Source organism: Pseudomonas sp. UW4 (assembly GCF_000316175.1).
Lineage (GTDB): Bacteria > Pseudomonadota > Gammaproteobacteria > Pseudomonadales > Pseudomonadaceae > Aquipseudomonas > Aquipseudomonas laurylsulfatiphila.
This window is the reverse complement of sequence record NC_019670.1, coordinates 4845114-4869583: the sequence shown is the minus strand read 5'-3', so window position 1 is coordinate 4869583 and position 24470 is coordinate 4845114. Positions and strand designations below refer to the sequence as shown.

General features: G+C 59.8%; 27 protein-coding genes. 19 read left to right on the top strand and 8 right to left on the bottom strand.

Going from position 1 to position 24470, the window contains the following annotated elements; translation table 11 throughout:
* Positions 1–35: 35 nt before the first annotated feature.
* Positions 36–413, bottom strand: coding sequence for a hypothetical protein (locus PPUTUW4_RS21520; protein WP_008054262.1), 378 nt, complete (start codon positions 411–413; stop codon positions 36–38).
* A gap of 202 nt (positions 414–615) precedes the next feature.
* Here PPUTUW4_RS21520 and PPUTUW4_RS21515 point away from each other — a divergent pair, with 202 nt between their 5' ends.
* The 3 genes from PPUTUW4_RS21515 (at position 616) to def (ending at position 2482) form a co-directional block, all read left to right on the top strand.
* Positions 616–807, top strand: coding sequence for a CsbD family protein (locus PPUTUW4_RS21515; RefSeq protein ID WP_015096558.1), 192 nt, complete (start codon positions 616–618; stop codon positions 805–807).
* Between the two features lie 176 nt (positions 808–983).
* The gene (locus PPUTUW4_RS21510) at positions 984–1940 is read left to right on the top strand and encodes a YihY/virulence factor BrkB family protein (RefSeq protein ID WP_015096557.1); all 957 of its coding nucleotides are present in this window, start codon (positions 984–986) and stop codon (positions 1938–1940) included.
* Between the two features lie 2 nt (positions 1941–1942).
* The gene (gene def, locus PPUTUW4_RS21505) at positions 1943–2482 is read left to right on the top strand and encodes a peptide deformylase (RefSeq protein WP_015096556.1); all 540 of its coding nucleotides are present in this window, start codon (positions 1943–1945) and stop codon (positions 2480–2482) included.
* A 130-nt stretch (positions 2483–2612) separates the two neighbouring features.
* Here def and PPUTUW4_RS21500 read toward each other — a convergent pair whose 3' ends face one another.
* Both PPUTUW4_RS21500 and PPUTUW4_RS21495 read right to left on the bottom strand, forming a co-directional pair.
* Positions 2613–3749 carry an IS3 family transposase gene (locus tag PPUTUW4_RS21500; protein ID WP_015092973.1) on the bottom strand — a complete coding sequence of 379 codons (1137 nt, stop codon included), beginning with the start codon at positions 3747–3749 and terminating at the stop codon, positions 2613–2615.
* Positions 3750–3860: 111 nt separating this feature from the next.
* Positions 3861–4277 (bottom strand): GNAT family N-acetyltransferase, encoded by a 417-nt coding sequence (locus PPUTUW4_RS21495; protein WP_015096554.1) that lies wholly within the window; start codon positions 4275–4277, stop codon positions 3861–3863.
* Positions 4278–4605: 328 nt separating this feature from the next.
* Here PPUTUW4_RS21495 and PPUTUW4_RS21490 point away from each other — a divergent pair, with 328 nt between their 5' ends.
* From PPUTUW4_RS21490 to PPUTUW4_RS30565, 5 genes are all read left to right on the top strand, one after another.
* On the top strand, positions 4606–5547 hold the full coding sequence (locus tag PPUTUW4_RS21490; RefSeq protein ID WP_015096553.1) for a fatty acid desaturase: 942 nt from the start codon (positions 4606–4608) through the stop codon (positions 5545–5547).
* A gap of 141 nt (positions 5548–5688) precedes the next feature.
* Positions 5689–6480: a PhnD/SsuA/transferrin family substrate-binding protein gene (locus tag PPUTUW4_RS21485; RefSeq protein WP_015096552.1), complete on the top strand. Its 792-nt coding sequence runs from the start codon at positions 5689–5691 to the stop codon at positions 6478–6480.
* Between the two features lie 194 nt (positions 6481–6674).
* Positions 6675–7223, top strand: coding sequence for a sigma-70 family RNA polymerase sigma factor (locus PPUTUW4_RS21480; protein ID WP_015096551.1), 549 nt, complete (start codon positions 6675–6677; stop codon positions 7221–7223).
* On the top strand, positions 7220–8233 hold the full coding sequence (locus PPUTUW4_RS21475) for an ABC transporter substrate-binding protein (RefSeq protein ID WP_015096550.1): 1014 nt from the start codon (positions 7220–7222) through the stop codon (positions 8231–8233). Before PPUTUW4_RS21480 ends, PPUTUW4_RS21475 begins: the two co-directional genes overlap by 4 nt.
* Positions 8234–8835: 602 nt before the next feature.
* On the top strand, positions 8836–10155 hold the full coding sequence (locus PPUTUW4_RS30565; protein ID WP_015096549.1) for a PAS domain-containing methyl-accepting chemotaxis protein: 1320 nt from the start codon (positions 8836–8838) through the stop codon (positions 10153–10155).
* 548 nt (positions 10156–10703) lie between these two features.
* Here PPUTUW4_RS30565 and PPUTUW4_RS21465 read toward each other — a convergent pair.
* On the bottom strand, positions 10704–11342 hold the full coding sequence (locus tag PPUTUW4_RS21465; RefSeq protein ID WP_015096547.1) for a glutathione S-transferase: 639 nt from the start codon (positions 11340–11342) through the stop codon (positions 10704–10706).
* 399 nt (positions 11343–11741) lie between these two features.
* On the opposite strand from PPUTUW4_RS21465, the gene PPUTUW4_RS21460 reads away from it, so the two are divergent.
* Positions 11742–11990, top strand: coding sequence for a DUF6124 family protein (locus tag PPUTUW4_RS21460; RefSeq protein WP_007974480.1), 249 nt, complete (start codon positions 11742–11744; stop codon positions 11988–11990).
* 193 nt (positions 11991–12183) lie between these two features.
* On the opposite strand, the gene PPUTUW4_RS21455 is transcribed toward PPUTUW4_RS21460, so the two are convergent.
* Positions 12184–13215, bottom strand: coding sequence for a LacI family DNA-binding transcriptional regulator (locus tag PPUTUW4_RS21455; protein ID WP_015096546.1), 1032 nt, complete (start codon positions 13213–13215; stop codon positions 12184–12186).
* A gap of 215 nt (positions 13216–13430) precedes the next feature.
* Here PPUTUW4_RS21455 and PPUTUW4_RS21450 point away from each other — a divergent pair, with 215 nt between their 5' ends.
* From PPUTUW4_RS21450 to PPUTUW4_RS21440, 3 genes are all read left to right on the top strand, one after another.
* Positions 13431–13964: a gluconokinase gene (locus tag PPUTUW4_RS21450; RefSeq protein WP_015096545.1), complete on the top strand. Its 534-nt coding sequence runs from the start codon at positions 13431–13433 to the stop codon at positions 13962–13964.
* An 81-nt stretch (positions 13965–14045) separates the two neighbouring features.
* Entirely contained in the window at positions 14046–15398 is a 1353-nt protein-coding gene (locus tag PPUTUW4_RS21445; protein WP_015096544.1) for a GntP family permease, read from the top strand.
* A 121-nt stretch (positions 15399–15519) separates the two neighbouring features.
* Complete coding sequence (locus tag PPUTUW4_RS21440) at positions 15520–16542, top strand: IS110 family transposase (RefSeq protein WP_015096543.1); 1023 nt, start codon at positions 15520–15522, stop codon at positions 16540–16542.
* A 391-nt stretch (positions 16543–16933) separates the two neighbouring features.
* Here the strand turns inward: PPUTUW4_RS21440 and alaC are convergent, their stop codons facing one another.
* Complete coding sequence (gene alaC / locus PPUTUW4_RS21435; protein WP_007974487.1) at positions 16934–18151, bottom strand: alanine transaminase; 1218 nt, start codon at positions 18149–18151, stop codon at positions 16934–16936.
* 137 nt (positions 18152–18288) lie between these two features.
* On the opposite strand from alaC, the gene PPUTUW4_RS21430 reads away from it, so the two are divergent.
* The 3 genes from PPUTUW4_RS21430 to PPUTUW4_RS21420 all read left to right on the top strand — a co-directional run bounded on the left by PPUTUW4_RS21430 (position 18289) and on the right by PPUTUW4_RS21420 (position 20090).
* Positions 18289–18951 (top strand): LysE family transporter, encoded by a 663-nt coding sequence (locus PPUTUW4_RS21430; RefSeq protein ID WP_015096542.1) that lies wholly within the window; start codon positions 18289–18291, stop codon positions 18949–18951.
* Between the two features lie 67 nt (positions 18952–19018).
* Entirely contained in the window at positions 19019–19504 is a 486-nt protein-coding gene (locus PPUTUW4_RS21425; RefSeq protein WP_015096541.1) for a GyrI-like domain-containing protein, read from the top strand.
* Between the two features lie 97 nt (positions 19505–19601).
* The gene (locus tag PPUTUW4_RS21420) at positions 19602–20090 is read left to right on the top strand and encodes an N-acetyltransferase (protein WP_015096540.1); all 489 of its coding nucleotides are present in this window, start codon (positions 19602–19604) and stop codon (positions 20088–20090) included.
* 136 nt (positions 20091–20226) lie between these two features.
* Here PPUTUW4_RS21420 and PPUTUW4_RS21415 read toward each other — a convergent pair whose 3' ends face one another.
* A complete protein-coding gene (locus PPUTUW4_RS21415) occupies positions 20227–20712 on the bottom strand; it encodes a GNAT family N-acetyltransferase (protein WP_015096539.1) in 486 nt (161 codons plus the stop codon).
* 141 nt (positions 20713–20853) lie between these two features.
* Between PPUTUW4_RS21415 and PPUTUW4_RS21410 the strand changes: the two genes are divergently transcribed.
* The 3 genes from PPUTUW4_RS21410 (at position 20854) to PPUTUW4_RS21400 (ending at position 22927) form a co-directional block, all read left to right on the top strand.
* Positions 20854–21279, top strand: a complete 426-nt coding sequence (locus tag PPUTUW4_RS21410) for a nuclear transport factor 2 family protein (RefSeq protein WP_007974498.1) — start codon at positions 20854–20856, stop codon at positions 21277–21279.
* 66 nt (positions 21280–21345) lie between these two features.
* Entirely contained in the window at positions 21346–21690 is a 345-nt protein-coding gene (locus tag PPUTUW4_RS21405) for a YciI family protein (protein ID WP_015096538.1), read from the top strand.
* Between the two features lies 1 nt (position 21691).
* The gene (locus PPUTUW4_RS21400) at positions 21692–22927 is read left to right on the top strand and encodes an RNA polymerase sigma factor (RefSeq protein ID WP_015096537.1); all 1236 of its coding nucleotides are present in this window, start codon (positions 21692–21694) and stop codon (positions 22925–22927) included.
* Between the two features lie 125 nt (positions 22928–23052).
* On the opposite strand, the gene PPUTUW4_RS21395 is transcribed toward PPUTUW4_RS21400, so the two are convergent.
* Positions 23053–23907, bottom strand: coding sequence for a LysR family transcriptional regulator (locus PPUTUW4_RS21395; RefSeq protein WP_015096536.1), 855 nt, complete (start codon positions 23905–23907; stop codon positions 23053–23055).
* A gap of 90 nt (positions 23908–23997) precedes the next feature.
* On the opposite strand from PPUTUW4_RS21395, the gene PPUTUW4_RS21390 reads away from it, so the two are divergent.
* Entirely contained in the window at positions 23998–24435 is a 438-nt protein-coding gene (locus tag PPUTUW4_RS21390) for a multidrug/biocide efflux PACE transporter (protein WP_015096535.1), read from the top strand.
* The last annotated feature ends 35 nt before the right edge of the window (positions 24436–24470 follow it).

The following is a 24470-nucleotide window of genomic DNA, read 5'->3' as shown; positions in this document are numbered from 1 at the left end:
TTGCTCCGGGCGGCGTTCCGACGAAGCTTTTGCTTTTATTGGCGAAATGGCGCGAAGTTGACGTTGGTGCCCGCCGGGCGCATGTCTTGCAGGAAGGAGTCCTTGTCGGCGCTCAGTTCCAGGCTCAATGCAGCCTTGCGCTTGCCTTCATTGCGCACCACCAGCCCTTCGAGCTTCTCGCGCAGGAACACGGTCGGCACTTTCAGGTGCAACAGCTCGTCGGTGGCCGGCGTGTGCATCAGCAGGTGGATCCACTCGTATTGACCGATTGCCAGGCGCGTCACCGGGAGGTCGAACCACCAGATGTTGCGATTACGGTTCAATTCGGCGAAGTGGCAGTTGTTGACGCCAAGCACAGCACCGCCGAGTTCCTGGTTTCTGCGGGCAATGGCCTGCTTTTTATCGAGTTTCATAACATTCCTACGGGATTGGATCTTCAGCGCCATGGCCTGAACGTGTTGCGCATTCTCGGGGGTTGGCCCGCAAACATAAAGCGCAACCTGCACTCAACGATGAAATGTCGTGATGAAAATAAATGAAACTCCCTGCAAAAGCCTCCGGTCAACCATGTGTAACGACTTTTCCTCCGATTGAAACGTTCACAGGAGAATCACCATGAGCAGCACAACCGATAAAGTCAAAGGCATGGCCAATGAAGCCGCTGGCAACGTCAAGCAAGGGGTGGGCAAGGCCACCGGTAACGACAAAATGCGCGCCGAAGGCGTGATGCAGGAAAAGAAAGGCGAAGCCCAGCAGGCGGTTGGTAAAGCCAAGGATGCACTGAAAAAAGGCATCGACAAGGCGTGATCCAGCCTTTAATAAAGTTAAGAAGCGGCCATCCTCAGATGGCCGTTTTTGTGTCAGCCTGAACTTGAGGGAGGAAAATGTTTCAAAGTCGCGAAACAGGCTGATTTGATGTAGAAAACGGCCCCTGAGTCGCCACGACTTCAACCCAATTCCGTATGCGGCGAATGGAGACGCGAATGATTTTTCCGGACATGAGAGGCATGCCCCTGCACCGTGTGATGATGCGCACGGTCACCGAGTTCATCGCCGATGAGATGTCGACCTATGCCTCGGCGCTGGCCTATCAAATGCTGTTTTCGCTGTTTCCGTTCATCCTGTTCCTGATTGCCCTGATCGGCTTCCTGCACCTGCCGGACTTCTTCTCCTGGCTGCGCCTGCAATCGGAGCTGGTGCTGCCGCCCCAGGCGCTGGAACAGGTCAACCCGGTGATCGACCAGCTTCAGCAGGCCAAGGGTGGTTTGCTCTCGGTGGGTATCGTGATTGCGCTGTATACCGCCTCTGCCGGTGTGCGGCTGATGATGAGCGCGATGAACGCGGCCTACGACGTGGTTGAAGGGCGCCCGCTGTGGAAACGCTTCCCGTTGTCGATCATCTACACCGTCGGCATTGCCGGCATGCTGCTGATCGCCGCCGCGCTGATGGTGCTCGGGCCGCAGGTGATGGGCTGGATCGCTGCGCAAGTCGGCCTTGAGTACTTTATCGTCACGCTCTGGACCATCGCGCGCTGGCCGGTGATCGTGATTCTGCTGATGGTCGCGGTGGCGCTGATCTACTACGTCATGCCCGACGTCAAACAGGAATTCCGCTTCATCACGCCGGGCTCGGTGCTGGCGGTGGTGGTGTGGATCATTGCCTCCCTGGGCTTTGGTTTGTACGTCAAGGAGTTCGCCAACTACAACGCCATGTATGGCAGTATCGGTGCGATCATCGTGCTGTTGCTGTACTTCTACATTTCCGCCGCGGTGCTGCTGCTGGGCGCGGAGATGAACGCGGTGATCGAACACATGTCGCGAGAGGGCAAGGACCCTGGGGAAAAAGTGGCTGGCGAGCATGGTCCTGTCCATGAGGAAAAACACCACGTCTCGGGCCTGGGCCGCGATCACTCAATCAAACCGACAATTGATGAAACCTGATCATGATTCGTGAAATTCTGAAAATGGGCGACGAGCGCCTGCTGCGCATTGCCCCGCCAGTACCGGCCGAGATGTTCGACAGCCCCGAGCTGTGGCAACTGATCGATGACATGTTCCAGACCATGGAGAGTGTGGGGGGCGTTGGCCTGGCTGCTCCGCAGATCGGCGTCGACCTGCAACTGGTGATCTTCGGTTTCGAGCACAGCGAGCGGTATCCGGATGCCGAGGCCGTGCCGCAGACGATCCTGATCAACCCCTTGATCACGCCGCTGAGCCCGATCATGGAGGAGGGCTTCGAAGGCTGTTTGTCCGTACCCGGCCTGCGCGGCGCGGTACAGCGTTACCAGCAGATTCGCTACGAAGGCGTCGACCCCAAGGGCGAGCCTATCGTGCGCGTTGCTTCGGGGTTCCACGCGCGGGTGGTGCAGCATGAGTGCGACCACCTGATCGGCCGCCTGTACCCGTCGCGCATCACCGACTTCAGCAAGTTCGGCTTCACCGAAGTGATGTTCCCGGACCTGGATCCCAACGCCGACGATTAATCGCCGCAAAACCCTGTGGGAGCGAGCTTGCTCGCGATGGCGGTGTATCAGTCGCCAACAATGTTGACTGACCGGGCCTCATCGCGAGCAAGCTGAACTGGTCAACTAATTTTGGACACCAGTTACGGTTTCATGCCGCCAGTTTCTCCATAGCTACCGGCGACCGGTAGCCGTTGTAGCTATGGAGCCTGACGTTGTTGTAACGCATCACATAACGCTGCACATCCACCCGCGCCTCATGTTCCGAGCGGTAGCCATCTTCTGGTACCCACTCTGACTTGAGGCTTCCAAAGAAACGCTCCATCGGAGCGTTGTCCCAGCACTCACCTTTGCGACTCATGCTTTGCAGGAGGCCATGTTTGCGCATTTCTTTCCTGAATTTATGACTGGTGTATTGGCAGCCCTGGTCAGAGTGAAACAGCACCTCTTTTGGCCGGCCTCGCAGGTCGACCGCCATCCGCAACGCTTCGCAGGTCAGCGTGGCATCGGAAATCATCGAAAACGACCAGCCCACGATCCTGCGGGCAAACAGATCCAGCACCGCCGCGAAATACATCCAGCGCGTGCCGACTTTGATGTAGGTCACATCGCCGCACCACACTTGGTTAACCGCAGTGACATCAAACTTGCGCTTGAGCACATGCGGCGCCACCAGCGCCTCAACGCCGGAAGATTTGTACTTGTGCCGCCGCCGTTGATGGCTGGCAACACCGGCTTCGCGCATCAAGCTGCGAGCCATATGTCGCCCGACACGATGCCCCTTGGCTTGCAGTTCCTTGGACAGGGTGCGAGACCCTGCGGACGCTCTGGATTCCTTGTGATGCTTGACCAGCACGGCCTTAAGTTTCTCCCGCTCAGGATTCACCTTGCCCTGACGCTGACGCCAGGCGTAAAAGCTGCTGCGGGTGACTCCAAACGCCCGACAGCAATTGTTAACGCCGTACTGCTCGTCCAGCTCATTGATCAGCGAGAATGATCTTTGGAGTCCAAAAGCAGGAGAGCACTGGCCTTTTTTTAGGATTTCAATGTCCAGGTCTTTTTGCCTGAGCAACGCTTTGAGCTGCTGAATCTCCCGCTGATCGGCGGTGATTGCCTTGGCCCCCACCGGGGTCGAACCCAAGCGTTCTTTGCGAACCTGGTCGACCCAACGGCGCAAGGCCGTAGGGCCAATATCCAAACTGGCACAAACATCGGGAACTGACTGGCCCTCGTCCAGCACCATGCTGGCGGCCTTGAGTTTGAACTCACTGGAATAAGATTTACGCATATCCAAACACCTCAGATTTGGGCGCCATCATAGCGCCCGATTGAAGTGTCCAAAATCATTAGGCCAGTTCAAGCTCGCTCCCACATTGGATCTCCAACAGGGTTGAGTAAGTTAAACGCCTGGCGCCAACCCCATGGCAATCATCGGTTTACTACGCGCATACCGGCTCAACCGTTCAACCATCGCATAAGGCATCGGCGGATCGAACGTAAAGCCGCGTCGCTCATAAAACCCGCGTAAGTCCGGATGACAGAACAACCACACTGGCAGTTCGCAATCCTTCACCGCGGCCGCAATCAACCCGGCGGCTATCCCTTGTTCCCGGCACTGCGGATCGACAAACAACCCGGTCAGCCAATGCCCGCCGGACACCGGGCGCAAACACAGTGCGGCCACAATCCCGTCACGCCGGGCCACCCAGAGCTGCGCGTCGCGCACGGCTTTCATTGATGATTGGTGAGCGCGATAGAACTTGTTCATCAATGGCCATAACGGCTCGTCGAGCAGGGTGTAGTGGGTGTCGGGCATGGTCTCGGACTGTCGGTGTGCAAAGCGGCGATTATAAAAGAACACGCACGCCGGGATAGGTGTATACCTGAACTCACATCCCCACGAGTGGAGTACGCATCATGTCCAAAGGTATGGATTCAAAGAAAGCAGACAAGAAAAAGCCGGCGAAAACCGCTATTGAAAAGCGTGCCGACAAGAAAGCCAAAAAGGTCAATGTGTTCGGGCATTGAGCCTGCGCTGACCGATCGCTCCCGCGCAATGCGGGAGCGATCATATTGCAAATAATCTGCAAGAAATCCGGGCGTCGTTGCACAAAAGAGGATTGGTCCCCGATCCGAGCAATGCCATGCCTCATTATTTCGATGCAGCCCACCGAGAAGAAATCGAAACCCTGCGCCAACGCCTCACCGCCCGCACCGAGTGGCCGACCTGGTTGCTGTTGATTGGCGTGTACAGCGCGTGGTTCACCCTTGTTCTGGCCAGTGATTCATTGGGCCTGTGGTTGAGCACGTTGTTGCTGATTCCCGTGGTGGTGCTGTGGCTGTCGGTGCAGCACGAACTGCTGCACGGTCATCCGACCCGCTGGCCGCTGCTGAACAAAACCCTTGGCTACGCACCGTTTGCCATCTGGTATCCCTACACCTTGTATCGCGACAGCCATTTGCTGCATCACCGCGATGAAGACCTGACCATCCCCGGTCGCGATCCGGAAAGCCGTTACCTGAATGCCGAGCAGTGGCAGGGCAGTTCGTTGTTCGAACAAGGCCTGCACTGGTTGAACAAAACCGTGCTCGGGCGCTTTCTGCTCGGTGCGCCAATCGCCTTGCTGACGCTGGCCCGGGAAGAACTGCAACGCCTGAAAAGCGGTGAGCGCCAGGCCTGGTTGATGTGGCTCAGCCACGGCGCCTGGACCCTGTTGATGCTGCTGTTCATCGCGCGCTACAGCGTGTTGCCGGTGTGGCATTACCTGTTCTTGATCAGCGTGCCGGCGCTGTCGATCGCCATGATTCGCTCCTACTATGAACATCGACCTCATGCTGCGCCGGAGCAACGTACCGTGCTCAATGAAGCGGCGTGGCCGTGGCGCTGGCTGTTCCTGAACCTCAATTTCCACCTGGTGCACCACGAATTGCCGGGGTTGCCCTGGTACGACTTGCCCCGCGCTTACCGGGCCCGCCGCGAGCAATGGCTGGCGCGCAGTGGTGGATTCCTGGTGCAGGGGTATGGGCAGCTGTGGCGTGAATACGGCGTAAAGGCCATCGACAGCCCGAGGCATCCGTTTCACTGATTTTTTTGCCAGACGCTTTCCCCTGTGGGAGCGGGCTTGCCCGCGATGGCGATTTCAAATCCAGCACACCTGGTGACTGATCCAACGCTATCGCGGGCAAGCCCGCTCCCACAGGGAACTTCGTTGTATGGAGATACGATGATGACCCAACACATCGCCGAACTGCTGATGTACACCGCCCCCGAACCCATCCACCAGGCCAACGAACGCTGGCTGGCGCGAATCCTCGAGCACCTGGGCGAAACCCGCGGCGATGCCGAAGGCCTGTCACTGATGGAGATGTGGTTGTCGCCGCAGTTGCTGCTCACCCAAACCTGCGGCTATCCGCTGATGACAGCCTTGCGCGGCAAGGTCCGGGTGTTGGGGCGACCGCGTTACGAGATGCCGGACAGCAGCGGCGGCAATCACTGCAGCCTGATCCTGGGGCGCGTCGATGATCCGCGACAGACTCTGGCGGATTTTCGCGGCAGTCGAGGCGTGATCAATGGCCATGACTCCAACAGCGGCATGAATCTACTGCGCCACCGGTTGGCGCCGTTGCAGCGTGACGGGCGTTTTTTTGCCGAGGTCGGCATCAGCGGCAGTCATCGCGAAAGCCTGCGCTGGTTACGCGAGGACCTTGCCGATCTGGCGGCCATCGACAGCGTGACATTTGCCTGTCTGGCCCGATACGCCAAGGAGGAAGTGATCGGCTTGCGCGTGATTGATCGCAGTGCGCTGAGTCCGACGTTGCCCTACATCACGGCAGCCACCGTCAGCGATCAGCAGGCGGAAGGGCTATTGCAGGCGATGAATCAGGCGTTGTGCGAATTGCCTGACGTCGCCGAAATCCTCGGGTTGCCCGAGGTGCTGCCCGCCACTGAAAGCGACTATCAGGTTGTGCTCGATTATCAGCGTGAGGCCGAGGCGCTGGGGTATGGGGATTTGCGATAGGGCGCAAATGTCGGGTCGACAGGTCCATTTTTCGCGGGCAAGCCCGCTCCCACAGGGTTTCGGTGTATCTGTGGTTTAATTCCATAAGAGAATATAAAAATAAGTTTTAAATATTATTAATGAATAAGGCTACTTGCTAGGATTCGCCTCACCGGACCACCGGACATTCAGCGACCCCTAACCCAGGAGCCCCTATGTCCGGCGCCGATATTCTTCACCGCAAACACGTGGACGGACTGTTCCGCGCCCACTATCACTGGCTCTGCACACGTCTGCGTCAGTCTCTGTACGATGCCGCCGCTGTCGAAGACATCGCCTGCGAAACCTTCCTGCAACTGCTCCAGGCGCCTGGCCTGACGGCCATCCGTGAACCCCGTGCCTTGCTCACCACCATCGCCCGGCGCCTGCTCTATCAGCGTTGGCGTCGAGGTGATCTGGAGCGCCAGTACCTTCAGCAACTGCAGCAGGCCGAGCCGATCCACGCCGAATCGCCGGAGGAACTGGTTCAACGGTCCCAGACCCTGACCCGTGTGGAGCGCAGTCTTCAGCGGCTGCCCGGCAAAGTGCGCTCGACCTTCCTGCTGGCGCGGATCGACGGCCTGACCTATCCGCAAATTGCCGCTGCGCTGGGCATCTCCCTGCGTTCGGTCAGCGACTACATGACCCGTTCCCAGGCCCTGTGCGACCGGCACAGCGCCAACCAATCCCTGAACCGCCCACTCCAGAACAAGAGGTCCGCATGAGATCGATCAAAACCCTGCTCGGCAGTTCGCTGCTGGCCCTGAGCCTGTTGTCCCACCCGGCATCGGCCACGGAAAAAGCGGCGCCTATCCATTTTGGCGACATCACCTGGGAAAGCGGCAGCCTCATCACCGAAATCCTGCGCCTGATCGTTGAAAAAGGTTACGGCTACCCGACCGACACGTTGCCGGGCAGCACCGTCAGCCTGGAAGCGGCGCTGGCCAAAAACGATATCCAGGTCATCGGTGAAGAGTGGGCCGGACGCAGCCCGGCCTGGGTCAAGGCTGCCGCCGAGGGCAAGGTCTTCGGCCTTGGCGATACGGTCAAAGGCGCCACCGAAGGTTGGTGGGTGCCGGAGTACGTGATCAAGGGCGATCCCGAGCGCGGCATCAAGCCCTTGGCCCCGGAGCTGAAGTCCGTTGCCGACCTGGCGAAGTACAAGGATGTATTCCGCGACCCCGAAGACCCGAGTCGTGGACGTTTCCTCAACAGCCCCACCGGCTGGACCTCGGAAATCGTCAACAGCCAGAAACTCAAGGCTTATGACCTGACCGCCAGCTACGTCAACTTCCGCACCGGTTCCGGCGCAGCACTGGACGCAGAAGTGGCGTCGTCGATCCGCCGTGGCAAACCGGTGCTGTTCTACTACTGGTCGCCGACGCCACTGTTGGGGCGATTCAAACTGGTGAAGCTCGACGAGCCGCCGTTCGACGCCGAAGCCTGGAAAACCCTGGCCGACGCCAACAACCCGAACCCCAAAGGCACGCGCTCGATGCCGGCGAGCCTGGCCATCGGCGTGTCGGCACCGTTCAAGGCGCAATACCCGGACCTGGTGACGTTCTTCGAAAAAGTCGACCTGCCGATTGATCTGTTGAACCAGACCCTGGGCCAGATGAGTGAAAAACGCCAGAACCCCCGCGAAGTCGCCGAAGCGTTTTTGCGTGAGCAGCCGCAGGTGTGGAAGGGCTGGGTGCCGGGGGAGGTGGCTAGCAAGGTGAGTGCGAGCTTGTAGTACTGCCTGAAGTTTCTGCTGTGCTTGAACCGCCGTCTTCGCGAGCAAGCCCGCTCCCACAGGGGGTCTTTGTTGACCACAGGATTTGTGGACACAACAGATCCAATGTGGGAGCGGGCTTGCTCGCGAATGTTCTCAAGTCTTACACCAATTGAGTGGTCAGTGCCGCTTTCACCGCCGGTCGCTGATCCCCCCCAACAAGCCGCTGAACCGTTTTTGTCCTCAATGCTGGCCGACTAGTGGCCTTGCAAGCCCAAGCTTGCTGTCTATGATCAGCTGAAACTGGCTATGTCGACCGTGATGGGGCGGTCGTCTTGCTAACAGAGTGCGCAATCAAAGGCACCGACACTTGAACACAGGGAGCCGTGCGCTAAATGGAATTTGATTCGAATCTGTTAGGGCTGGCCCGCATGCGGGCTATCAAGAGAAGGATGTCTTGATGAGCGTGTCGCTGTAAGGACCCTCCGATTGATCATCGTTTATCACCTGACTAGTCCTTCTTTTTGGAGGGATGCGTGTGCCTGTTCCACGGAACGTAGTGGTGGATGTGAAAGACCTGCAACTTTCATCAATCAAAAAATTGCGCGCAAGGTGATACAACAATGTTCAACCTACATCACAAGGCTGACCTGCTGGAAATCGAACGCTTCAGCTGTGCGCTGACCGAGGCCAACGCCAAGCTGGCGGCGGTCAGTCGTTCGATGGCGATGATTGAATTCACCCCGGACGGCATCATCATCGATGCCAACGAAAACTTTTGCAGTGCCATGGGTTACAGCGCCGAAGACGTGCGTGGCAAGCATCACCGGATCTTTTGTGAAGAGCAGTACTACCGCAGCGACGACTACACCAAACTGTGGCGCGACCTGGCGCGGGGCGAGCCGCTGAGCGGGACCTTTTTGCGCTTGCACAAAAGCGGCCGTGAAATCTGGCTCGAAGCCAGCTACATGCCGGTGCTGGGCCCCGACCGGCAGGTCAAGAGTGTAATCAAGGTCGCTACCGACATCACCGCCCGGATCAACAAGGAACACGAAAACGAAAGCCGACTCGCCGCGATCGGCCGCTCCATGGCCGTGATCGAATTCACGCCCGAAGGCAAGGTCATCAGCGCCAACGACAACTTCCTGAAAACCATGCAGTACTCGCTCAACGAAGTGGTGGGGCAGCATCACAGCCTGTTCTGCCACCGTGCCGAAGCCGAGTCCCAGGGTTACCGCAATTTCTGGGCTTCGCTCAACCGCGGCGAATATCACTCCCATCGTTTCGAGCGCAGGAACAAGCAAGGTCAGACGGTATTCCTCGAAGCGTCCTACAACCCTTTGTTCGACGCCAAGGGGCGTTTGTACAAAGTGGTCAAGTTTGCCAGCGACATCACTGCCCAGATGACCACCCTGCAAACCGCCGCCGAATCCGCCCACAGCACCTCGGTGCAAAACGACGTCTGTGCGCGCAAGGGTTCCGAAGTGGTGCAGCAGACGGTGCAGATCATCCAGGACATTTCCCGCGACCTGAACGAAGCGGCACTGAGTATCGATGCCGTGAGCAAACAGTCCGACATCATCGGCACCATCGTGCAGACCATCCGTGGCATTGCCGATCAGACCAACCTGCTGGCACTCAACGCGGCCATTGAAGCGGCGCGGGCCGGTGAGCACGGGCGCGGGTTTGCGGTAGTGGCCGATGAAGTGCGCAGCCTCGCGGCGCGTACCAGCCAGGCGACGCTGGAGATCGTCGAGGTGGTGCGCAAGAACCACGACTTGTCGCTCAGCGCCGTGTCGAGCATGCAATCGAGCCTGAGCCGAACCGGCCTGGGCGTGGAACTGGCGAACGAGGCCGGCGAGGTGATCCTGGAAATCCAGCAGGGCTCACGGCATGTGGTGGATGCGATCAGTCAGTTCAACTCGACGTTGCAACTGAACTAGTCGCGGTAACTACAACTGCAGGAGCCAGCTTGCTGGCGATGGACTCCAGTGCGCCGCGTTTATCCATCTCGCACGCGTTATCGTTAACGACCATCGCGAGCAGGCTCGCTCCTACAGGGGACCGCAATTGTAGGAGCCAGCCTGCTGGCGATGGACTCAAGTGCGCCGCGTTTATCCATCTCGCACGCGTTATCGTTAACGACCATCGCGAGCAAGCTCGCTCCTACAGGGGACCGCAATTGTAGGAGCCAGCCTGCTGGCGATGGACTCAAGTGCGCCGCGTTTATCCATCTCGCACGCGTTATCGTTAACGACCATCGCGAGCAAGCTCGCTCCTACAGCAGACCGCAATTGTAGGAGCCAGCCTGCTGGCGATGGACTCAAGCGCGCCGCGTTTATCCAGGCCACACGCGTTATCGTTGACGACCATCGCGAGCAAGCTCGCTCCTACAGGAGACCGCAATTGTAGGAGCCAGCCTGCTGGCGATGGACTCAAGCGCGCCGCGTTTATCCAGGTCACACGCATAACATCGGCAACCTGCGGCCGTTCAAGGCAAGCCGTTGCAGCAATGCTTCAGGAAGCCGGGATGTTGCGCCAGGCGCTTGAAATACTCATCGACGGCGGGGTAGTCCGGGCGCTCGATCGGGGTCATCAGCCAGCGATTGACGGACAGGCCGATGACGATGTCGGCCAGGGTAAACCGTGGGCCAGCGACATAGGCCTTGGTGGTCGCGAGTTGATGTTCGAGGATGGCCATCTTCTGGTTCCAGCCACGAATGCCGACCTCGAGGCTATGCGGGTCCTGGAACTCCGGGTCCTTGCGCACCAATGCCATGAACGGGTATCTCCAGGATGGATTGAGCTCGGTGGCTTGCCAATCCATCCACTGCTCCACACGAGCGCGGGCGGCCGGTTCGGCAGGCAGCAGCTCGGCATGATGGTGATGGTGTTTGCCCACCAGGTAGCGACAGATGGTATTGGACTCCCATAACACCCCGGCTTCATCGATGATCACCGGCACCTGCGCGTTGGGATTGAACCGGAGGAACTCGGGGCTGTGGGTAGAGGCAAAACCGCTGCCCCAGTCCTCGCGTTCGTAGGTGATGCCCAGTTCCTCGCAGGTCCACAGGACTTTTCTGACGTTGATGGACGACGCTTTGCCGAGAATCTTCAGTACATGTTCCATGTTCTGCTCCAGCGAGAATGACGTACAGGCAATTGTAGGTGGTGGCATGTAGGAAGGCGCTGTAGGAGGGCGGCTTCAGATGAGTTGTGCAGGTTACGCTTTCTTGCACCCTTGCCTACAACTACGCCAGAATCCGCCGACTTGTGCGCCTGGTATCCGGACTCTATCGTTCCGTGTCGCTGCAAATTCAGCGATCGGGTCTAGCAGCCTGGATACTTTAGACGCATGACGTCCACCCATCGTGATCTGCCCGCCAGTTCACGTTATGGCGGCTGTGCGTGGGAAGACCTTCGGGTCTACCGGGTTCTAGAGTCCTGGTCTGCTAGCCCGCGCACGGCTGCCACCTTATTTTCGTCTAGCAGCGAATCGTGGCAGCTCCATCACTCTAGGAGCATTGCCATGTTCAAACCCACGCCCAACCCCCCACGCAATCCCAGCCCGATGTTTTCCATCTCACCCGGCATCAATAACGAAACGCTGTTGGCGCACGCCTGCGAGTCACTGGCCTCGGCGAGTGTGATGACCAATGACTTTGCTACGTTTCTGGAAGGCAGCCAGCGCAACACGGCGCTGGCGATCGCACAGATCATCATGCTGGCGGAACTGGCGGTGAATCGTGTGCTGGATAACCTCGATCCGCAGGATTGAACACTGAGCGAAGGTGAGGGGGCTTTTCTGTGGCGAGGGGGCTTGCCCCCGTTGGGTTGCGAAGCGACCCCAAAAACAGACACTGCGGTCATACAGTTAAACCAAGTGAACTGGATTGCGACTGCTCCGCAGCCGAACGGGGGCAAGCCCCCTCGCCACAATGTCTCTTGCCTGACCACATTGGTGCAGGTGCTTATGTGCTCTCCCGCACCTTCAACTCAAACCCCATGTCCTGCACCGGCCTGGCCACGGTGTTGCCGGCCATCAGTGTCAGCATCTGCTCAGCCGCGCGGCGGCCGATGGCCTCGCGCGGGGTGTTGATGCTGCTCAGGCGCGGGACCATGTGTTCGGACATGGGCAGGTCGTTGAAGCCGAGGATCGCCACTTGCTCGGGGATCTTGATCCCGTGTCGCATCGCTTCGAGCAGCGCGCCCTGGGCCAGGTCGTCGTTGCCGAAGAAGATCGCATCGACATCCGGGTGGCTGGCGATCATCTGCAAGAACAATTCGCCGCCCAGGCCGACCGAGGACGGGCGGGGCGTCAGCACTTCCAGCGCCGGGTCGTACAAGCCGGCCTTTTGCAGGGCTTTGCGGAAACCTTCGCCGCGCAGCAAGGTGCGCTGGTCCAGTTGCGCGCCGATGTAGGCCAGGCGTTTGCGACCGCGGGACAGCAAGTGTTCGGCCGCCGTTTCGCCGGCCGCCAGTTGCGAGAAGCCCACGCAATTGAGCCCGGCGGCGCTGTCCAGCTCCATCATGTACACGCAGGGAATGTTGCTGGCTTCGATCATCCGCCGCGAGCTTTCGGTGCGGTCGAACCCGGTCAGCAGCAAGCCGCGTGGCTGATAGGCCATGTAGTTGCGCAGCAGGTTTTCTTCTTCATCGCGTGAGTAGTGGAAGTTGCCGATCAGCACTTCGAAGCCCTTGGGGCGCAAAACCTGATGAATGGCTTCCAGGGTGTCGATGAACAGCAGGTTGGACAGCGACGGCACCAGCACCACGACTGAATGGCTCTGGGCCGAGGCCAGGGCGCGGGCGGCAGGGTTGACGACATAGTTGAGTTCCAGCGCCGCTTTCTGCACTTTTTCCACCAGTTCGGTGGCCACGGTGCTGACGCCACGCAGGGCGCGGGAAGCGGTGATCGGGCTGACGCCGGCCAGTCGGGCAACTTCGTTCAGGGTAGGGCGGCCAGTGGTGCGGGTATTTTTATCGTTCTTGGTTGTGTTCATCGACGGCTTGCCAAACAAAATTCAAGGCACTAAGGTAGCGCTGTCTCGATGCAGCTGCAAATGCGTGAGCGAGGGTTCGCCTGATCCTCGCTTTTTGGTGTTGGGACCTAACCTGCTGCAACCCACAAAATGACAAGAAAGGCGTCGGCAACTTCTGCTTTTGGTCTAGTGTCATAACTGGCAAAGGTAGCGCTGTCTGCGCGCTGAGGTGTTACATGAACCATCCCATCACCGCCCTGGTCATCATGGGCGTTGCCGGTTGCGGCAAGACGTGCGTCAGCGAGGCCCTGTGCCAACTGAGCGGCGCTACGGCCATTGAAGGCGACTCTTTCCATCCTGCCGCCAATATCGAAAAGATGAGCGCGGGGATCCCCCTGAACGATGAAGACCGCGCCGGCTGGCTCGACAGCCTGTGCGATGAACTGCGCCGTGTCGACGCCAAGGGCGAGCGCCCGGTGCTGACCTGTTCGGCGCTCAAACACATCTATCGCGAACGTCTGCGCAGCGCCTTGCCGGGCCTGGGCTTCGTGTTCCTTGAGTTGACCCCCGAGGTGGCCGCCGACCGTGTGTCCCATCGACCGGGCCACTTCATGCCGTCGACCCTGATCGACAGCCAGTTCGCCACCCTCGAATCGCCCGTCGGCGAGCCGTTGACCCTGGCGCTGGATGCTTCGACCCATAGCGTCGAGCAACTGGCTGCGCAGGCTCATGCCTGGTGGCAGGCGAACGGCCTGAAACAGGCGGTTTGACTGTGCTTGCAAAGACAGCGCTGTCCTCGCGGCTTCTGACTAACCCGCTTTCATAACAACAACAACCAGGAGACACCCCTAATGTTTGGCATGTCCCACGAGACGTTCCTGCTGCTCGATGCAGTGGTCACGGTGATCGGGCTTATCGTCCTGATCACCAAGTTCAAATTGCACCCCTTCCTTGCCCTGATCATCGCCGCAGCCTTCCTCGGGCTGACCTCCGGCATGCCGATCGGCACCATCATCAAGGCGTTCCAGGACGGCTTCGGTGGCGTGCTTGGCTTTGTCGGCATCATCCTCGCGCTGGGTACGATGCTCGGCAAAATGATGGCCGAATCGGGCGGTGCGGATCAGATTGCACAGACGTTGATCCGCGCTTTCGGCAAGGACAAGGTGCAGTGGGCGATGATGTTCGCGGCGTTCCTGGTCGGTATTCCGCTGTTCTTCGAAATCGGCTTCGTGCTGCTGATCCCGCTGGTGTTCATCGTTGCTCGCCGCACTGGCGTGTCGATCATCAAGATCGGTATCCCGCTGCTGGCGGGTCTGTCTGCGGTACACGGCCTGGTGCCGCCGCACCCGGGTCCGCTGCTGGCCATCGGCGTGTTCGGTGCCGACATCGGCAAGACCATTCTGTACGGCCTGATCGTTGCGCTGCCAACCGCCATCATCGCCGGCCCGATCTTCGGTACGTTCATTGCCAAGCACATCCCTGGTCATCCTAATCAGGAGCTGGTGGATCAACTGGCCCGCGAATCGGATTCTGCCGATCTGCCGAGCTTCGGCATCACGCTGGTGACCGTGCTGCTGCCAGTGTTCCTGATGCTGCTCAAGACCTTTGCCGACGTGGTGCTGCCCGATGGCAACATCTTCCGCGCCTTCATGGACCTGATCGGTCACCCGATTTCGGCGTTGCTGCTGGCCTTGCTGCTGTCGCTGTATACCTTCGGTTACAAGCAGGGCATCGGTTCCAGCCAAATGATGAAATGGCTGGATGCCAGCCTCGCGCCGACCGCCGCGATCATCCTGATCATCGGTGCCGGCGGTGGCTTCAAGCAGATGCTGGTGACCAGCGGTGTGGGTGACGTGATCGGCCACATGGCGGTAAACGCACAGATCTCGCCGATCCTGCTGGCCTGGCTGGTGGCGGCGGTGATTCGTATCGCCACCGGTTCGGCGACTGTGGCGACCATTACTGGCGCGGGCATCGTGGTGCCAGTGGTGGGGATGATTCCGGGCGTGAACCGTGAGTTGCTGGTGCTGGCCACCGGTGCCGGTTCCTTGATCCTGTCGCACGTCAACGACGCCGGCTTCTGGCTGGTCAAGCAGTACTTCAACATGACCGTGGCCGAAACCTTCAAGACCTGGACGGCGATGGAAACCATCCTGTCGGTGGTGGGCCTGGGCTTTATCCTGTTGTTGTCGCTGTTCGTCTAAGCGATTCGACAGACACAAAAAAACCGCAGCGATGCGGTTTAATGAGATGGTCAGCCTGACCGAGAAGCCCTGCAGGTTTACGCTTGCAGGGCTTTTCTCGTTTTCGGCCGGAGGATCTCTCATGAACACGATGACGCTTCTCGGTATCGACATCGGCAAACACAGTTTCCACTTGCATGGCCAGGACTCTAAAGGCCACCAGGTCTTGCGCAAAAAAACCAACCGCGGCCAATTGCTCAGTACATTGGCCCAGCTACCGGCCTGCACGGTGGTGATGGAGTCGTGCGGCGGCGCCCACTGGCTGGCTCGACAGATCGGTGCGTTGGGCCACGAGGTGAAGCTGATCGCCCCGCAGTACGTCAAACCATTCGTCAAAGGCAACAAAAACGACTTCATTGATGCCGAAGCGATTTGCGAGGCGGCGAGCCGCCCCGCCATGCGCTTCTGCTCGATCAAAACCGCAGAGCAGCAAACGCTTTCAGCCCTGCATCGGGTCCGTGAATCATTGATTGGCCATCGCACAGTGGCGACCAACCAGATTCATGGCTTTCTGCTGGAGTTCGGGATCAGCCTGCCTATTGGAGTCACTGCGTTGCACCGCGTGCCAGCGCTGCTGGACGATCCACAACACCCCGTTCCAGTACGCCTGAAGGGTGTGGTGATGCGTCTTCATCGTCAAATTCAACAGCTCAGTGATGAAATCAAGGACATCGAGTCCGACCTGAAACAGCAGTTGAAAGAAGATGATGCCGGGAGTCGTCTGCAGAGTATTCCAGGTATTGGTCCCATCACCGCCAGCGCGGTATTGGCCGATGTGGGCGATGCGTCGAACTATCGAAGTGGTCGTGATTTTGCCGCTTCACTAGGGCTGGTGCCGAAACAGTACTCAACGGGTGGCAAGACGGTGCTGCAGGGGATCAGCAAACGTGGCGACAAGCACATACGCCAACTGCTGGTGCAGGGCGCGCGGGCCCTCATGCAGCATATCGATAAGCGGGAAGATGCCCTTGGGCCTTGGGTTCGAGAACTGCTAACGCGTCGACACGCCAATGTTGTCGCCTGCGCGCTGGCGAACAAACTGGCGCGAATCGTGTGGGCGGTACTGGCCAAAGGCGGCCAGTACGCCCCACATCCGAACGTTTGAACCTACAGCTTTACCACCGGCTTTTGCGACGTCACTGACTGATGACAGTAAACGGCATATGGCCCGACTGAGAACCTGGCACAAAAATCAGCTTTAGAGGCTGACGGTTTTTTCAGGACAGTCGGGAGCGGCTACTCATCGAGGGCCGAGCGTTGTTACAGCAACGCTCACAACGAGCCCGAATACATTAGCGCAAGCCAGCTTTACCGAAAACAGCCAAAGAGGTTGCAGGAGACGGGCTGACCATACATTTTTGTGGGTGATCGATTTCAAGGACCTATACAAGACCCTGTGGGAGCGAGCTTGCTCGCGATAGCGGTGTATCAGTCGCCATTATTATTGACTGATACGACGCCATCGCGAGCAAGCTCGCTCCCACAGGAGATATGGGTCAGGTGTTGGATTTGGTGACTAGCCCATCCGCGCGGAACATCCCGCGAATCCCGCGTACGGCCTGGCGAATCCGGTCCTGGTTTTCGATCAGGGCAAAGCGCACGTGATCGTCGCCGTACTCGCCAAACCCGACGCCCGGCGAGACACACACCTTGGCCTCGGCCAGCAGTTTCTTGGCGAACTCCAGCGAACCCAGGTGCGCGTATGCCTCAGGGATTTTGGCCCAGACGTACATCGACGCTTTCGGGTTTTCCACCATCCAGCCCAGTTCATGCAGGCCCTTGACCAGTACGTTGCGGCGCTGCCGATACTGCTCGGCGATGTCGCGCACGCATTGCTGATCGCCTTCCAGGGCAGCAATCGCCGCCACTTGCAGCGGGGTGAAGGTGCCGTAGTCGTGGTAGCTCTTGATCCGCGCCAGGGCGTTGACCAGTTCCGGGTTGCCGACCATGAAGCCGATGCGCCAGCCGGCCATGTTGTAGCTCTTGGACAGGGTGAAGAACTCCACCGCAATGTCCTTGGCCCCCGGCACCTGCATGATCGACGGAGCTTTCCAGCCGTCGTAGACGATGTCGGCGTAGGCCAGGTCGTGCACCACCAGCACGTCGTACTGCTTGGCGAGGGCGATGACGCGCTCGAAGAAGTCCAGCTCCACGCACTGGGCGGTCGGGTTGGACGGGAAACCGAGGATCATCATCTTCGGTTTCGGGATCGAGCCGCGAATGGCCCGCTCCAGCTCCGCGAAGAAATCCACGCCCGGTACCAGCGGCACCGACCGCACCTGGGCGCCGGCAATCACGGCACCGTAGATGTGAATCGGGTAGCTCGGGTTGGGCACCAGCACGGTGTCGCCCTGATCCAGGGTGGCCAGCATCAGGTGTGCCAGGCCTTCCTTGGAGCCGATGGTGACAATGGCCTCGCTTTCCGGGTCGATGTCGACCTCGTAGCGGTCCTTGTACCAGTTGGAAATCGCCCGGCGCAGGCGCGGAATGCCCTTGGAAGTGGAGTAGCCGTGGGTGTCTTCGCGCTGGGCCACCGTGACGAGTTTTTCGACGATGTGCGGCGGCGTGGCGCCGTCGGGGTTGCCCATGCTCAAGTCGATGATGTCTTCGCCACGACGACGGGCGGCCATCTTCAGCTCGGCGGTGATGTTGAAAACGTAAGGGGGGAGTCGATCGATGCGCGCAAAGCGGCGCGGCGAACCTTGTTCGGCCATTGTTGCCTCGGATAACGTAAGCGCCCGGAACCGTCCGAGCGACGCAGGTCAGCGGTGACCTGTGGCGGAATGTAAGGGCAGCTGTGGCAGACTGTCCAGCCTCAAAGTAAACAAATTTTTCCGAAGGATAGGGTTCGATGGAATTTACCAGCGGCTTCTTGCTGAGCCTTTCGCTGTGCCTGGATATCGGCGTGGCCAACATCGCGATGATCACCCTGGCCATGCAGCGCGGCTATTTCCAGGGCTTTGCCCTGGGCCTGGGGACATGCGTCGGCGACCTGATCTACGCGGTACTGGCGCTGGCCGGCATGACCGTGTTGCTGCAGTACGAAACCGTGCGCTGGGTGTTGTGGATCGGTGGCTCGGCGCTGCTGGTGTATTTCGCGGCGAAGATGATCTATTCGGCGATTCACCACGAAGCGGTGCTGGCGCAATCGGCCGAGGTAGGGCACAACTCCCATCGCAAGGAGTTCTTTCGCGGGATCTTCCTGGCCATGTCGTCGCCTAGCGCGATTCTCTGGTTCGCTGCGGTGGGTGGCACGCTGATCGCCCGTTCCGGCGGCGGTGGCGCCCTCAGCTCCGCGCTGTTTCTCGGCGGTTTTCTCTGCGCGGGGATTCTCTGGTGTGTCGGGCTGTGCTTTGCCGCGAGCCACGGCGGCAAGTTGCTCGGCGACAAGTTGCTGCGTTATTCCTACATGGCATCGGCGGCGATCTTCTGCTATTTCGCGGTCTACGTGATCCTATCGGGTTACAACGAGTTTGTTGGCGCCGGTGCGGCCGAGCCGTTGCACGCCCTGTAACTGGGCGAATCGGGTTTGGCTTCTATACTCCCAGCCGAACCCATTTTTATGCGTCAGGAGTCGAGTCATGGATGAGCCAGCACGCGTCGAACTGACGCAACCGCGCTTCGAGCACGGGCACTTCCTGCTGATTGCAGGGCTGGGCGGAAAATTCACCCAGCAAACCACCCAGGGCATTCCCGAACTCTGGGAGAAATTCATCCCGCATCTGGGCCAAATTCCGGGCCAGAAAGGCGAAGTCACCTACGGCGTCTGCTGCAATTTCGACGGCAAGGGCGGCTTCGATTACATCGCCGGGGTCGAGATCAGCAAGCTCGACGACTTGCCGGAAACCTACCGCTGGGTGGAAGTTCAGCCGCAGCTTTACGCGGTGTTCGAACACAAGGGGCCACTGGACACCTTGCCGCAACTGTTTCAGTACATCTTCGGCACCTGGCAGCCGCAGTCGGGGCATGAGGTGTTGGATGCGCCGGAGTTGGAGCGCTACAGCGAAGACTTCAACCCGAAGCTCAATACCGGCAAGCTGGAGATCTGGATACCGATCAAAGCGTGAGAGGTGTGTCGGGAGGCGGATCAGCCGATTCGTCTCTCGATGTCCCACGGCGGCTGATTTATCATCCCCAGCCTTTCCCTGCTGATCCCGAGCCGCCATGAACACCGTCATCCGCAACGTCACCCCCGCCGATCTGGACCGCTGCTTTGCCATCGAAACCCTTGCTTATGAAGGTGACGAAGCCGCGACCCGCGATAAGATCGCCACCCGCATCGCCACTTGGCCCGAGGGGTTTATCGTTGCTGAAGTGGACGGGGTCGTCGCCGGTTTCATCAACTCCGGCGCGGCGTTTCAGGTGGAAATGTCGGACGAAGCGTTCAAGGAACTGATCGGCCACGACCCCGCCGGGCCGCATGTGGTGATCATGTCGGTGGTGGTGCACCCGGATTATCAGGGCCAGGGCCTGGCCAAGCTTTTGATGGGCGAATTCATCGAGCGTATGCGTGCGATGGGCAAGGTCAGCATCAACCTGATGTGCAAGGAGCGGCACATTCCGTTGTATGCAGGGTTCGGCTTTGCCTACGTCAAGCCATCGGCGTCGGACCATGGCGGCATGGCGTGGCATGAGATGGTGCTGGAGCTCTGACCCGACATAGATCCTCTGTGGGAGCGAGCTTGCTCGCGATGGCGGCGTAACATTCAACAAAGATGTCGACTGATCATCCGCTATCGCGAGCAAGCTCGCTCCCACAGTGGTTTTGTGGTGTTGGTGGGGGCCGTGTTCAAAACACCAACCCCATCCGCCGCTCATAGCCGATCCTGCCCTTGTACGCCTCGCCACTGTCGACAAAGCCAAACCTTGCATACAGGGCGATGGCAGCTTCGTTATCGGCATCCACCGACAGCTCCAGCCCCCGGATTTCCGGCCAGGCCAGGCGCGCTGCCTCGGGCAGTGCCTGCAGGCAGGCCTTGCCGTAGCCTTTGCCCTGGGCACGTTGATCGACTTGCAGGGCATGCAGGGTGGCGCTGTGTTCGTCGGCCCAGGCCGGCAACACCGGCGGACGCTTGAGCAGCAGGAAGGCCACGGGAATATCTTCGGCCAGCAGGGCAAATCCTTTGACCCCCGGGCCGGGCCTGGACAACAAGGTGTGCAATGCACCGTGGATATCACCGGAGAACTTTATCTGCTCCGGATGAACTTCAATGGCCTCGACCTGCTGGCGCTGCAGCGCATTCAAGCTTTCGTAAGGCACGAGTCGGGTTGTCACGGGAGTGTCCTTTTTCCAACATGAATAGAACTTCGGATTCTAGCGATTCTGGCCGTTTGGATTATTTTTATTTCTTCTGTCGATTCGCCGGATCGCCAGACGACTAAGGGTGTCTTCCAATAAAAACCACGGAGAACCACCATGAACTCGCAAACCCAGATCCAGAACCTCATCGAGAACTATCGTCAGGCGGTCATGGCCAAGGACATTGAAAAAGTCATGGCCCTGTATGCCGATGACATCGTCTCCTTCGACGCGGTCAAGGCCCTGCAATTCAAAGGCAAGCCGGCGTATCGCGCGCATTGGCAGGCCTGCATGGAAATGTGCCCCGGCCCGCACATCTTCGAATTCCACGAAATCACCATCGAGCCGTCCCAGGAAATTGCGTTCGCTCACTGGCTGGCCCATTGCGGTGGCACCAACGACAAGGGCGAAACCCAGGCCTGCTGGATGCGTGTCTCACAGTGCTATCGACAGGAGGCCGGGCTGTGGCAGATCGTCCACGAACATTGGTCGGCACCGTTCGACATGACCAGCGGCGCGACGCTGTTCGACCTCAAGCCCTGATCGTCGGGAAGCCGAGCCAGAATGCCAGTCAGCGACCATAGTTGATCGTTCGATAAGGAGAGCGTGATGAAGTACTTATGCCTGGTCTACAGCGATGAGCACCTGCTGCATTCGCTGCCGGAAAGCCCGAAGGACGAAGAGTGCATGGCCTATGCCGAGTCGATCCAGGGCAGTGGCCGGATGGTCGCCGCCGAGGCGCTGGAGTCGGTGCAGACCGCCACCACTGTGCGCATGCGCAACGGCAAAATGTCGATCACCGATGGTCCATTCGCTGAAACCAAGGAGCAGCTGGCCGGTTTTTATCTGATCGATGCCAAGGACCTCAACGAAGCCATCCAGGTCGCCGGGAACATTCCGGCGGCCCGGGTCGGCAGTGTCGAAGTGCGCCCCGTTCGGCAGCTGAATCCTTAAGATGCCAGGGCTGCCGGTTCAGGCGCAGGTCGAGCGGGTCTATCGCGAAGAGTCGCGGCGCATTCTTGCGACCCTGATTCGTTTGCTCGGTGATTTCGACCTCGCCGAAGAAGCCTTGCACGAGGCGTTTTTCATCGCGGTCGAACGCTGGCAGCGTGACGGTGTGCCGGACAATCCGCGGGCCTGGCTGGTGTCCGCCGGGCGCTTCAAGGCCATCGATGCCTTGCGCCGCCGCGCCCGTTTTGCCGCGTCGCAGCCCTTGCTGATCGCACAGCTGGAGGAGTTGGAACAGGCGGACTGGAGTGATGAAGACGTGGAAGACGATCGCCTGCGGCTGATCTTCACTTGCTGCCACCCGGCCCTGGCGGCGGACGCGCAAGTGCCGCTGACGCTGCGGGAGGTCTGCGACCTGACCACGGAAGAAATCGCCCGGGCCTTTCTCTCGGCCCCGGCCACCATCGCCCAGCGCATCGTGCGCGCCAAGGCGAAAATCCGCGACGCGAAAATCCCTTATCAAGTGCCGACGCTGGCTGAGTTGCCCGAACGCCTGGACAGCGTATTGCGGGTGATCTACCTGGTGTTCAACGAGGGGTACTCGGCGTCCATCGGCGTCGAACTGGTCCGCGAGGAATTGACCCGCGAGGCGATCCGTCTCGGCCGGTTACTGGTGGAGCTGTTGCCGGAGCCGGAGGTGATGGGCTTGCTGGCGTTGATGCTGCTGCACGAGTCGCGGCGCCCGGCCAGGACTTCGGCGAGCGGCGAGTTGATTGTGCTGGACGAGCAGGACCGTTCGCTGTGGGACGCCGGGTTGATCGCTGAAGGCTGCGCGCTGATCGAGCACGCGCTGGGCACGGGGCGATTCGGGCCCTATTGCCTGCAAGCGGCCATCGCGGCAGTGCATGCCGAAGCCTCGACGGCGGGGGAAACCGATTGGCCGCAGATTGTCGGCCTGTATGACGTGCTACTACGGGCGGTGCCGTCGCCGGTGATCGAGTTGAATCGTGCGGCGGCGATTTCCCAACGCGATGGACCGCAGGCGGGGCTGACGCTGGTCGACGCCATTCTGGCGCGGGGCGAACTGCTGGACTACCACCTGGCGCATTCGGCGCGGGCGGAGTTTTGTCGGCAACTGGGTCGCAAGCAAGAGGCGCGGGCGGCGTGGGAACGGGCACTGGAGTTGACCCGGCAGGAGCCGGAGCGGCGGTTTATTGAAGACAGGCTCAAGGCGTTGGAGTGATGTTGAATGTGATGGACTCATCGCTGGCAAGCCAGCTCCCACAGGGGCAGTGGTGCACATAAGTTTTGTGACCGACACAATAACCTGTGGGAGCGGGCTTGCCCGCGATAAGGGCCGAAGGACCTTCACTCCAGCATCTTGCCCAGCAACCAGCTCCCCGCCGGCCCCGGCGGATTAAGCCGCGACCACAACGCATCCACCGACACCGTTTTCGGCCAGCCGCGCACCACCAGTTCCTGCAGGGTTCCGGGCCCGAAGCGCTCCACCAGCCAGCGGGGCAACGGCGCCCAGCCGAATCCGCCCTGGGCCATTTCCAGCAGCATCAGATAACTCGGTGCCGACCAGACGCGACCCTTCGCCCGACTTTCATAGGGATTGACGATGGTCGCCAGGCGCAGTTCGCGGTGTTGCTGCAGGACGTCCTGATCGACGTAGTCCAGCCTTGCCAGCGGGTGGGTAGGGGACACGAACAGGGCGATTTCCGTGCGCTCGTCCACCGTCGAACTGACCAGGTCCGGCGGGTAACTGTCCTGCATTTCGGCGAAGGCAATCTGCGCCCGGCCGCTTTGCACCAGCGACACCAGGTCATCGCATTCGGCGATCAGGCATTCGAGTTCAAGGTCCGGGTAACGCTGCTCGAAGGCACTGAGTGACGCCTCGAAACGGTCCGACTGATAGGTATCGGACAGCGCCACCGTCAGCTTCGCTTCCACCCCTTGGGACAGTTGACGGGCGCTCATCTCCAGGCGACTGCTGGCGGCCAGGATGTCTTCGGCCCGTTGCAGCATGACGCGTCCGGCCGGGGTCAGCCCGGGCTTGCGGCTGCTGCGGTCGAACAGCGTCAGGTTGAGGTCGATTTCCAGGCTGGCCACTGCCGCGCTGATGGTCGACTGACTGCGGCCCAGCTTGCGCGCCGCGGCGGAAAACGAGCCTTGGGTCGCGGCTTCGACAAACGCCAGCAACACTTCGTGAGAGGCCATGAACTATCGCCTTGATCGATGGTTATTGGTTATGAAGTATCGGTGTGATGACAGATCATGGCAACCACAGTCACTCAAGGGAGTTCGGCCATGAGCGCCAACAAATCCATTACTGAACGTATTTTCCAGGCCATCGGCTTCGAACTGCTGGCCATCCTGATCTGTACCCCGCTGTTGGCCTGGATCATGAAGAAACCGATGCTGGAAATGGGCATGGTCACCGTCCTCATCGCCGCCCTGGCCCTGGCCTGGAACGTGGTCTTCAACGGGATGTTCGACCGGGTGCTCAAGCGCCTCGCCATCGCCCACAACGCCTGGGTTCGCGTGGTGCATGCGCTGTTGTTCGAAGGCGGTCTGGTCGCGCTTGGCGTGCCGCTGATTGCCTGGTGGCTGAATGTCAGCCTGTGGCAGGCGTTCCTGCTGGATATCGGTGTGTTGCTGTTTTTCCTGCCGTACACCTACGTGTACCACTGGGTGTATGACGTGGTTCGGGAGCGGGTGGTCGTGCGCCAGTCTTGCGCGCAGTAACGAAAAAAAGATCGCAGCCTGCGGCAGCTCCTACA

Excerpts from the sequence above, each read along its gene's own strand:
- PPUTUW4_RS21515 (WP_015096558.1), top strand. The coding sequence starts at position 616 with ATGAGCAGCACAACCGATAAAGTCAAAGGCATGGCCAATGAAGCCGCT.
- PPUTUW4_RS21390 (WP_015096535.1), top strand. The coding sequence starts at position 23,998 with ATGAGCGCCAACAAATCCATTACTGAACGTATTTTCCAGGCCATCGGC.
- PPUTUW4_RS21510 (WP_015096557.1), top strand. The coding sequence starts at position 984 with ATGATTTTTCCGGACATGAGAGGCATGCCCCTGCACCGTGTGATGATG.
- PPUTUW4_RS21410 (WP_007974498.1), top strand. The coding sequence starts at position 20,854 with ATGAACTCGCAAACCCAGATCCAGAACCTCATCGAGAACTATCGTCAG.
- PPUTUW4_RS21500 (WP_015092973.1), bottom strand. The coding sequence starts at position 3,749 with ATGCGTAAATCTTATTCCAGTGAGTTCAAACTCAAGGCCGCCAGCATG.
- PPUTUW4_RS21485 (WP_015096552.1), top strand. The coding sequence starts at position 5,689 with ATGACCCAACACATCGCCGAACTGCTGATGTACACCGCCCCCGAACCC.
- PPUTUW4_RS21395 (WP_015096536.1), bottom strand. The coding sequence starts at position 23,907 with ATGGCCTCTCACGAAGTGTTGCTGGCGTTTGTCGAAGCCGCGACCCAA.
- PPUTUW4_RS21465 (WP_015096547.1), bottom strand. The coding sequence starts at position 11,342 with ATGGAACATGTACTGAAGATTCTCGGCAAAGCGTCGTCCATCAACGTC.
- PPUTUW4_RS21480 (WP_015096551.1), top strand. The coding sequence starts at position 6,675 with ATGTCCGGCGCCGATATTCTTCACCGCAAACACGTGGACGGACTGTTC.
- PPUTUW4_RS21460 (WP_007974480.1), top strand. The coding sequence starts at position 11,742 with ATGTTCAAACCCACGCCCAACCCCCCACGCAATCCCAGCCCGATGTTT.
- PPUTUW4_RS21445 (WP_015096544.1), top strand. The coding sequence starts at position 14,046 with ATGTTTGGCATGTCCCACGAGACGTTCCTGCTGCTCGATGCAGTGGTC.
- PPUTUW4_RS21475 (WP_015096550.1), top strand. The coding sequence starts at position 7,220 with ATGAGATCGATCAAAACCCTGCTCGGCAGTTCGCTGCTGGCCCTGAGC.
- PPUTUW4_RS21450 (WP_015096545.1), top strand. The coding sequence starts at position 13,431 with ATGAACCATCCCATCACCGCCCTGGTCATCATGGGCGTTGCCGGTTGC.
- PPUTUW4_RS21420 (WP_015096540.1), top strand. The coding sequence starts at position 19,602 with ATGAACACCGTCATCCGCAACGTCACCCCCGCCGATCTGGACCGCTGC.
- alaC (WP_007974487.1), bottom strand. The coding sequence starts at position 18,151 with ATGGCCGAACAAGGTTCGCCGCGCCGCTTTGCGCGCATCGATCGACTC.
- PPUTUW4_RS30565 (WP_015096549.1), top strand. The coding sequence starts at position 8,836 with ATGTTCAACCTACATCACAAGGCTGACCTGCTGGAAATCGAACGCTTC.
- PPUTUW4_RS21490 (WP_015096553.1), top strand. The coding sequence starts at position 4,606 with ATGCCTCATTATTTCGATGCAGCCCACCGAGAAGAAATCGAAACCCTG.
- PPUTUW4_RS21405 (WP_015096538.1), top strand. The coding sequence starts at position 21,346 with ATGAAGTACTTATGCCTGGTCTACAGCGATGAGCACCTGCTGCATTCG.
- PPUTUW4_RS21520 (WP_008054262.1), bottom strand. The coding sequence starts at position 413 with ATGAAACTCGATAAAAAGCAGGCCATTGCCCGCAGAAACCAGGAACTC.
- PPUTUW4_RS21430 (WP_015096542.1), top strand. The coding sequence starts at position 18,289 with ATGGAATTTACCAGCGGCTTCTTGCTGAGCCTTTCGCTGTGCCTGGAT.
- PPUTUW4_RS21425 (WP_015096541.1), top strand. The coding sequence starts at position 19,019 with ATGGATGAGCCAGCACGCGTCGAACTGACGCAACCGCGCTTCGAGCAC.
- def (WP_015096556.1), top strand. The coding sequence starts at position 1,943 with ATGATTCGTGAAATTCTGAAAATGGGCGACGAGCGCCTGCTGCGCATT.
- PPUTUW4_RS21440 (WP_015096543.1), top strand. The coding sequence starts at position 15,520 with ATGAACACGATGACGCTTCTCGGTATCGACATCGGCAAACACAGTTTC.
- PPUTUW4_RS21400 (WP_015096537.1), top strand. The coding sequence starts at position 21,692 with ATGCCAGGGCTGCCGGTTCAGGCGCAGGTCGAGCGGGTCTATCGCGAA.
- PPUTUW4_RS21455 (WP_015096546.1), bottom strand. The coding sequence starts at position 13,215 with ATGAACACAACCAAGAACGATAAAAATACCCGCACCACTGGCCGCCCT.
- PPUTUW4_RS21495 (WP_015096554.1), bottom strand. The coding sequence starts at position 4,277 with ATGCCCGACACCCACTACACCCTGCTCGACGAGCCGTTATGGCCATTG.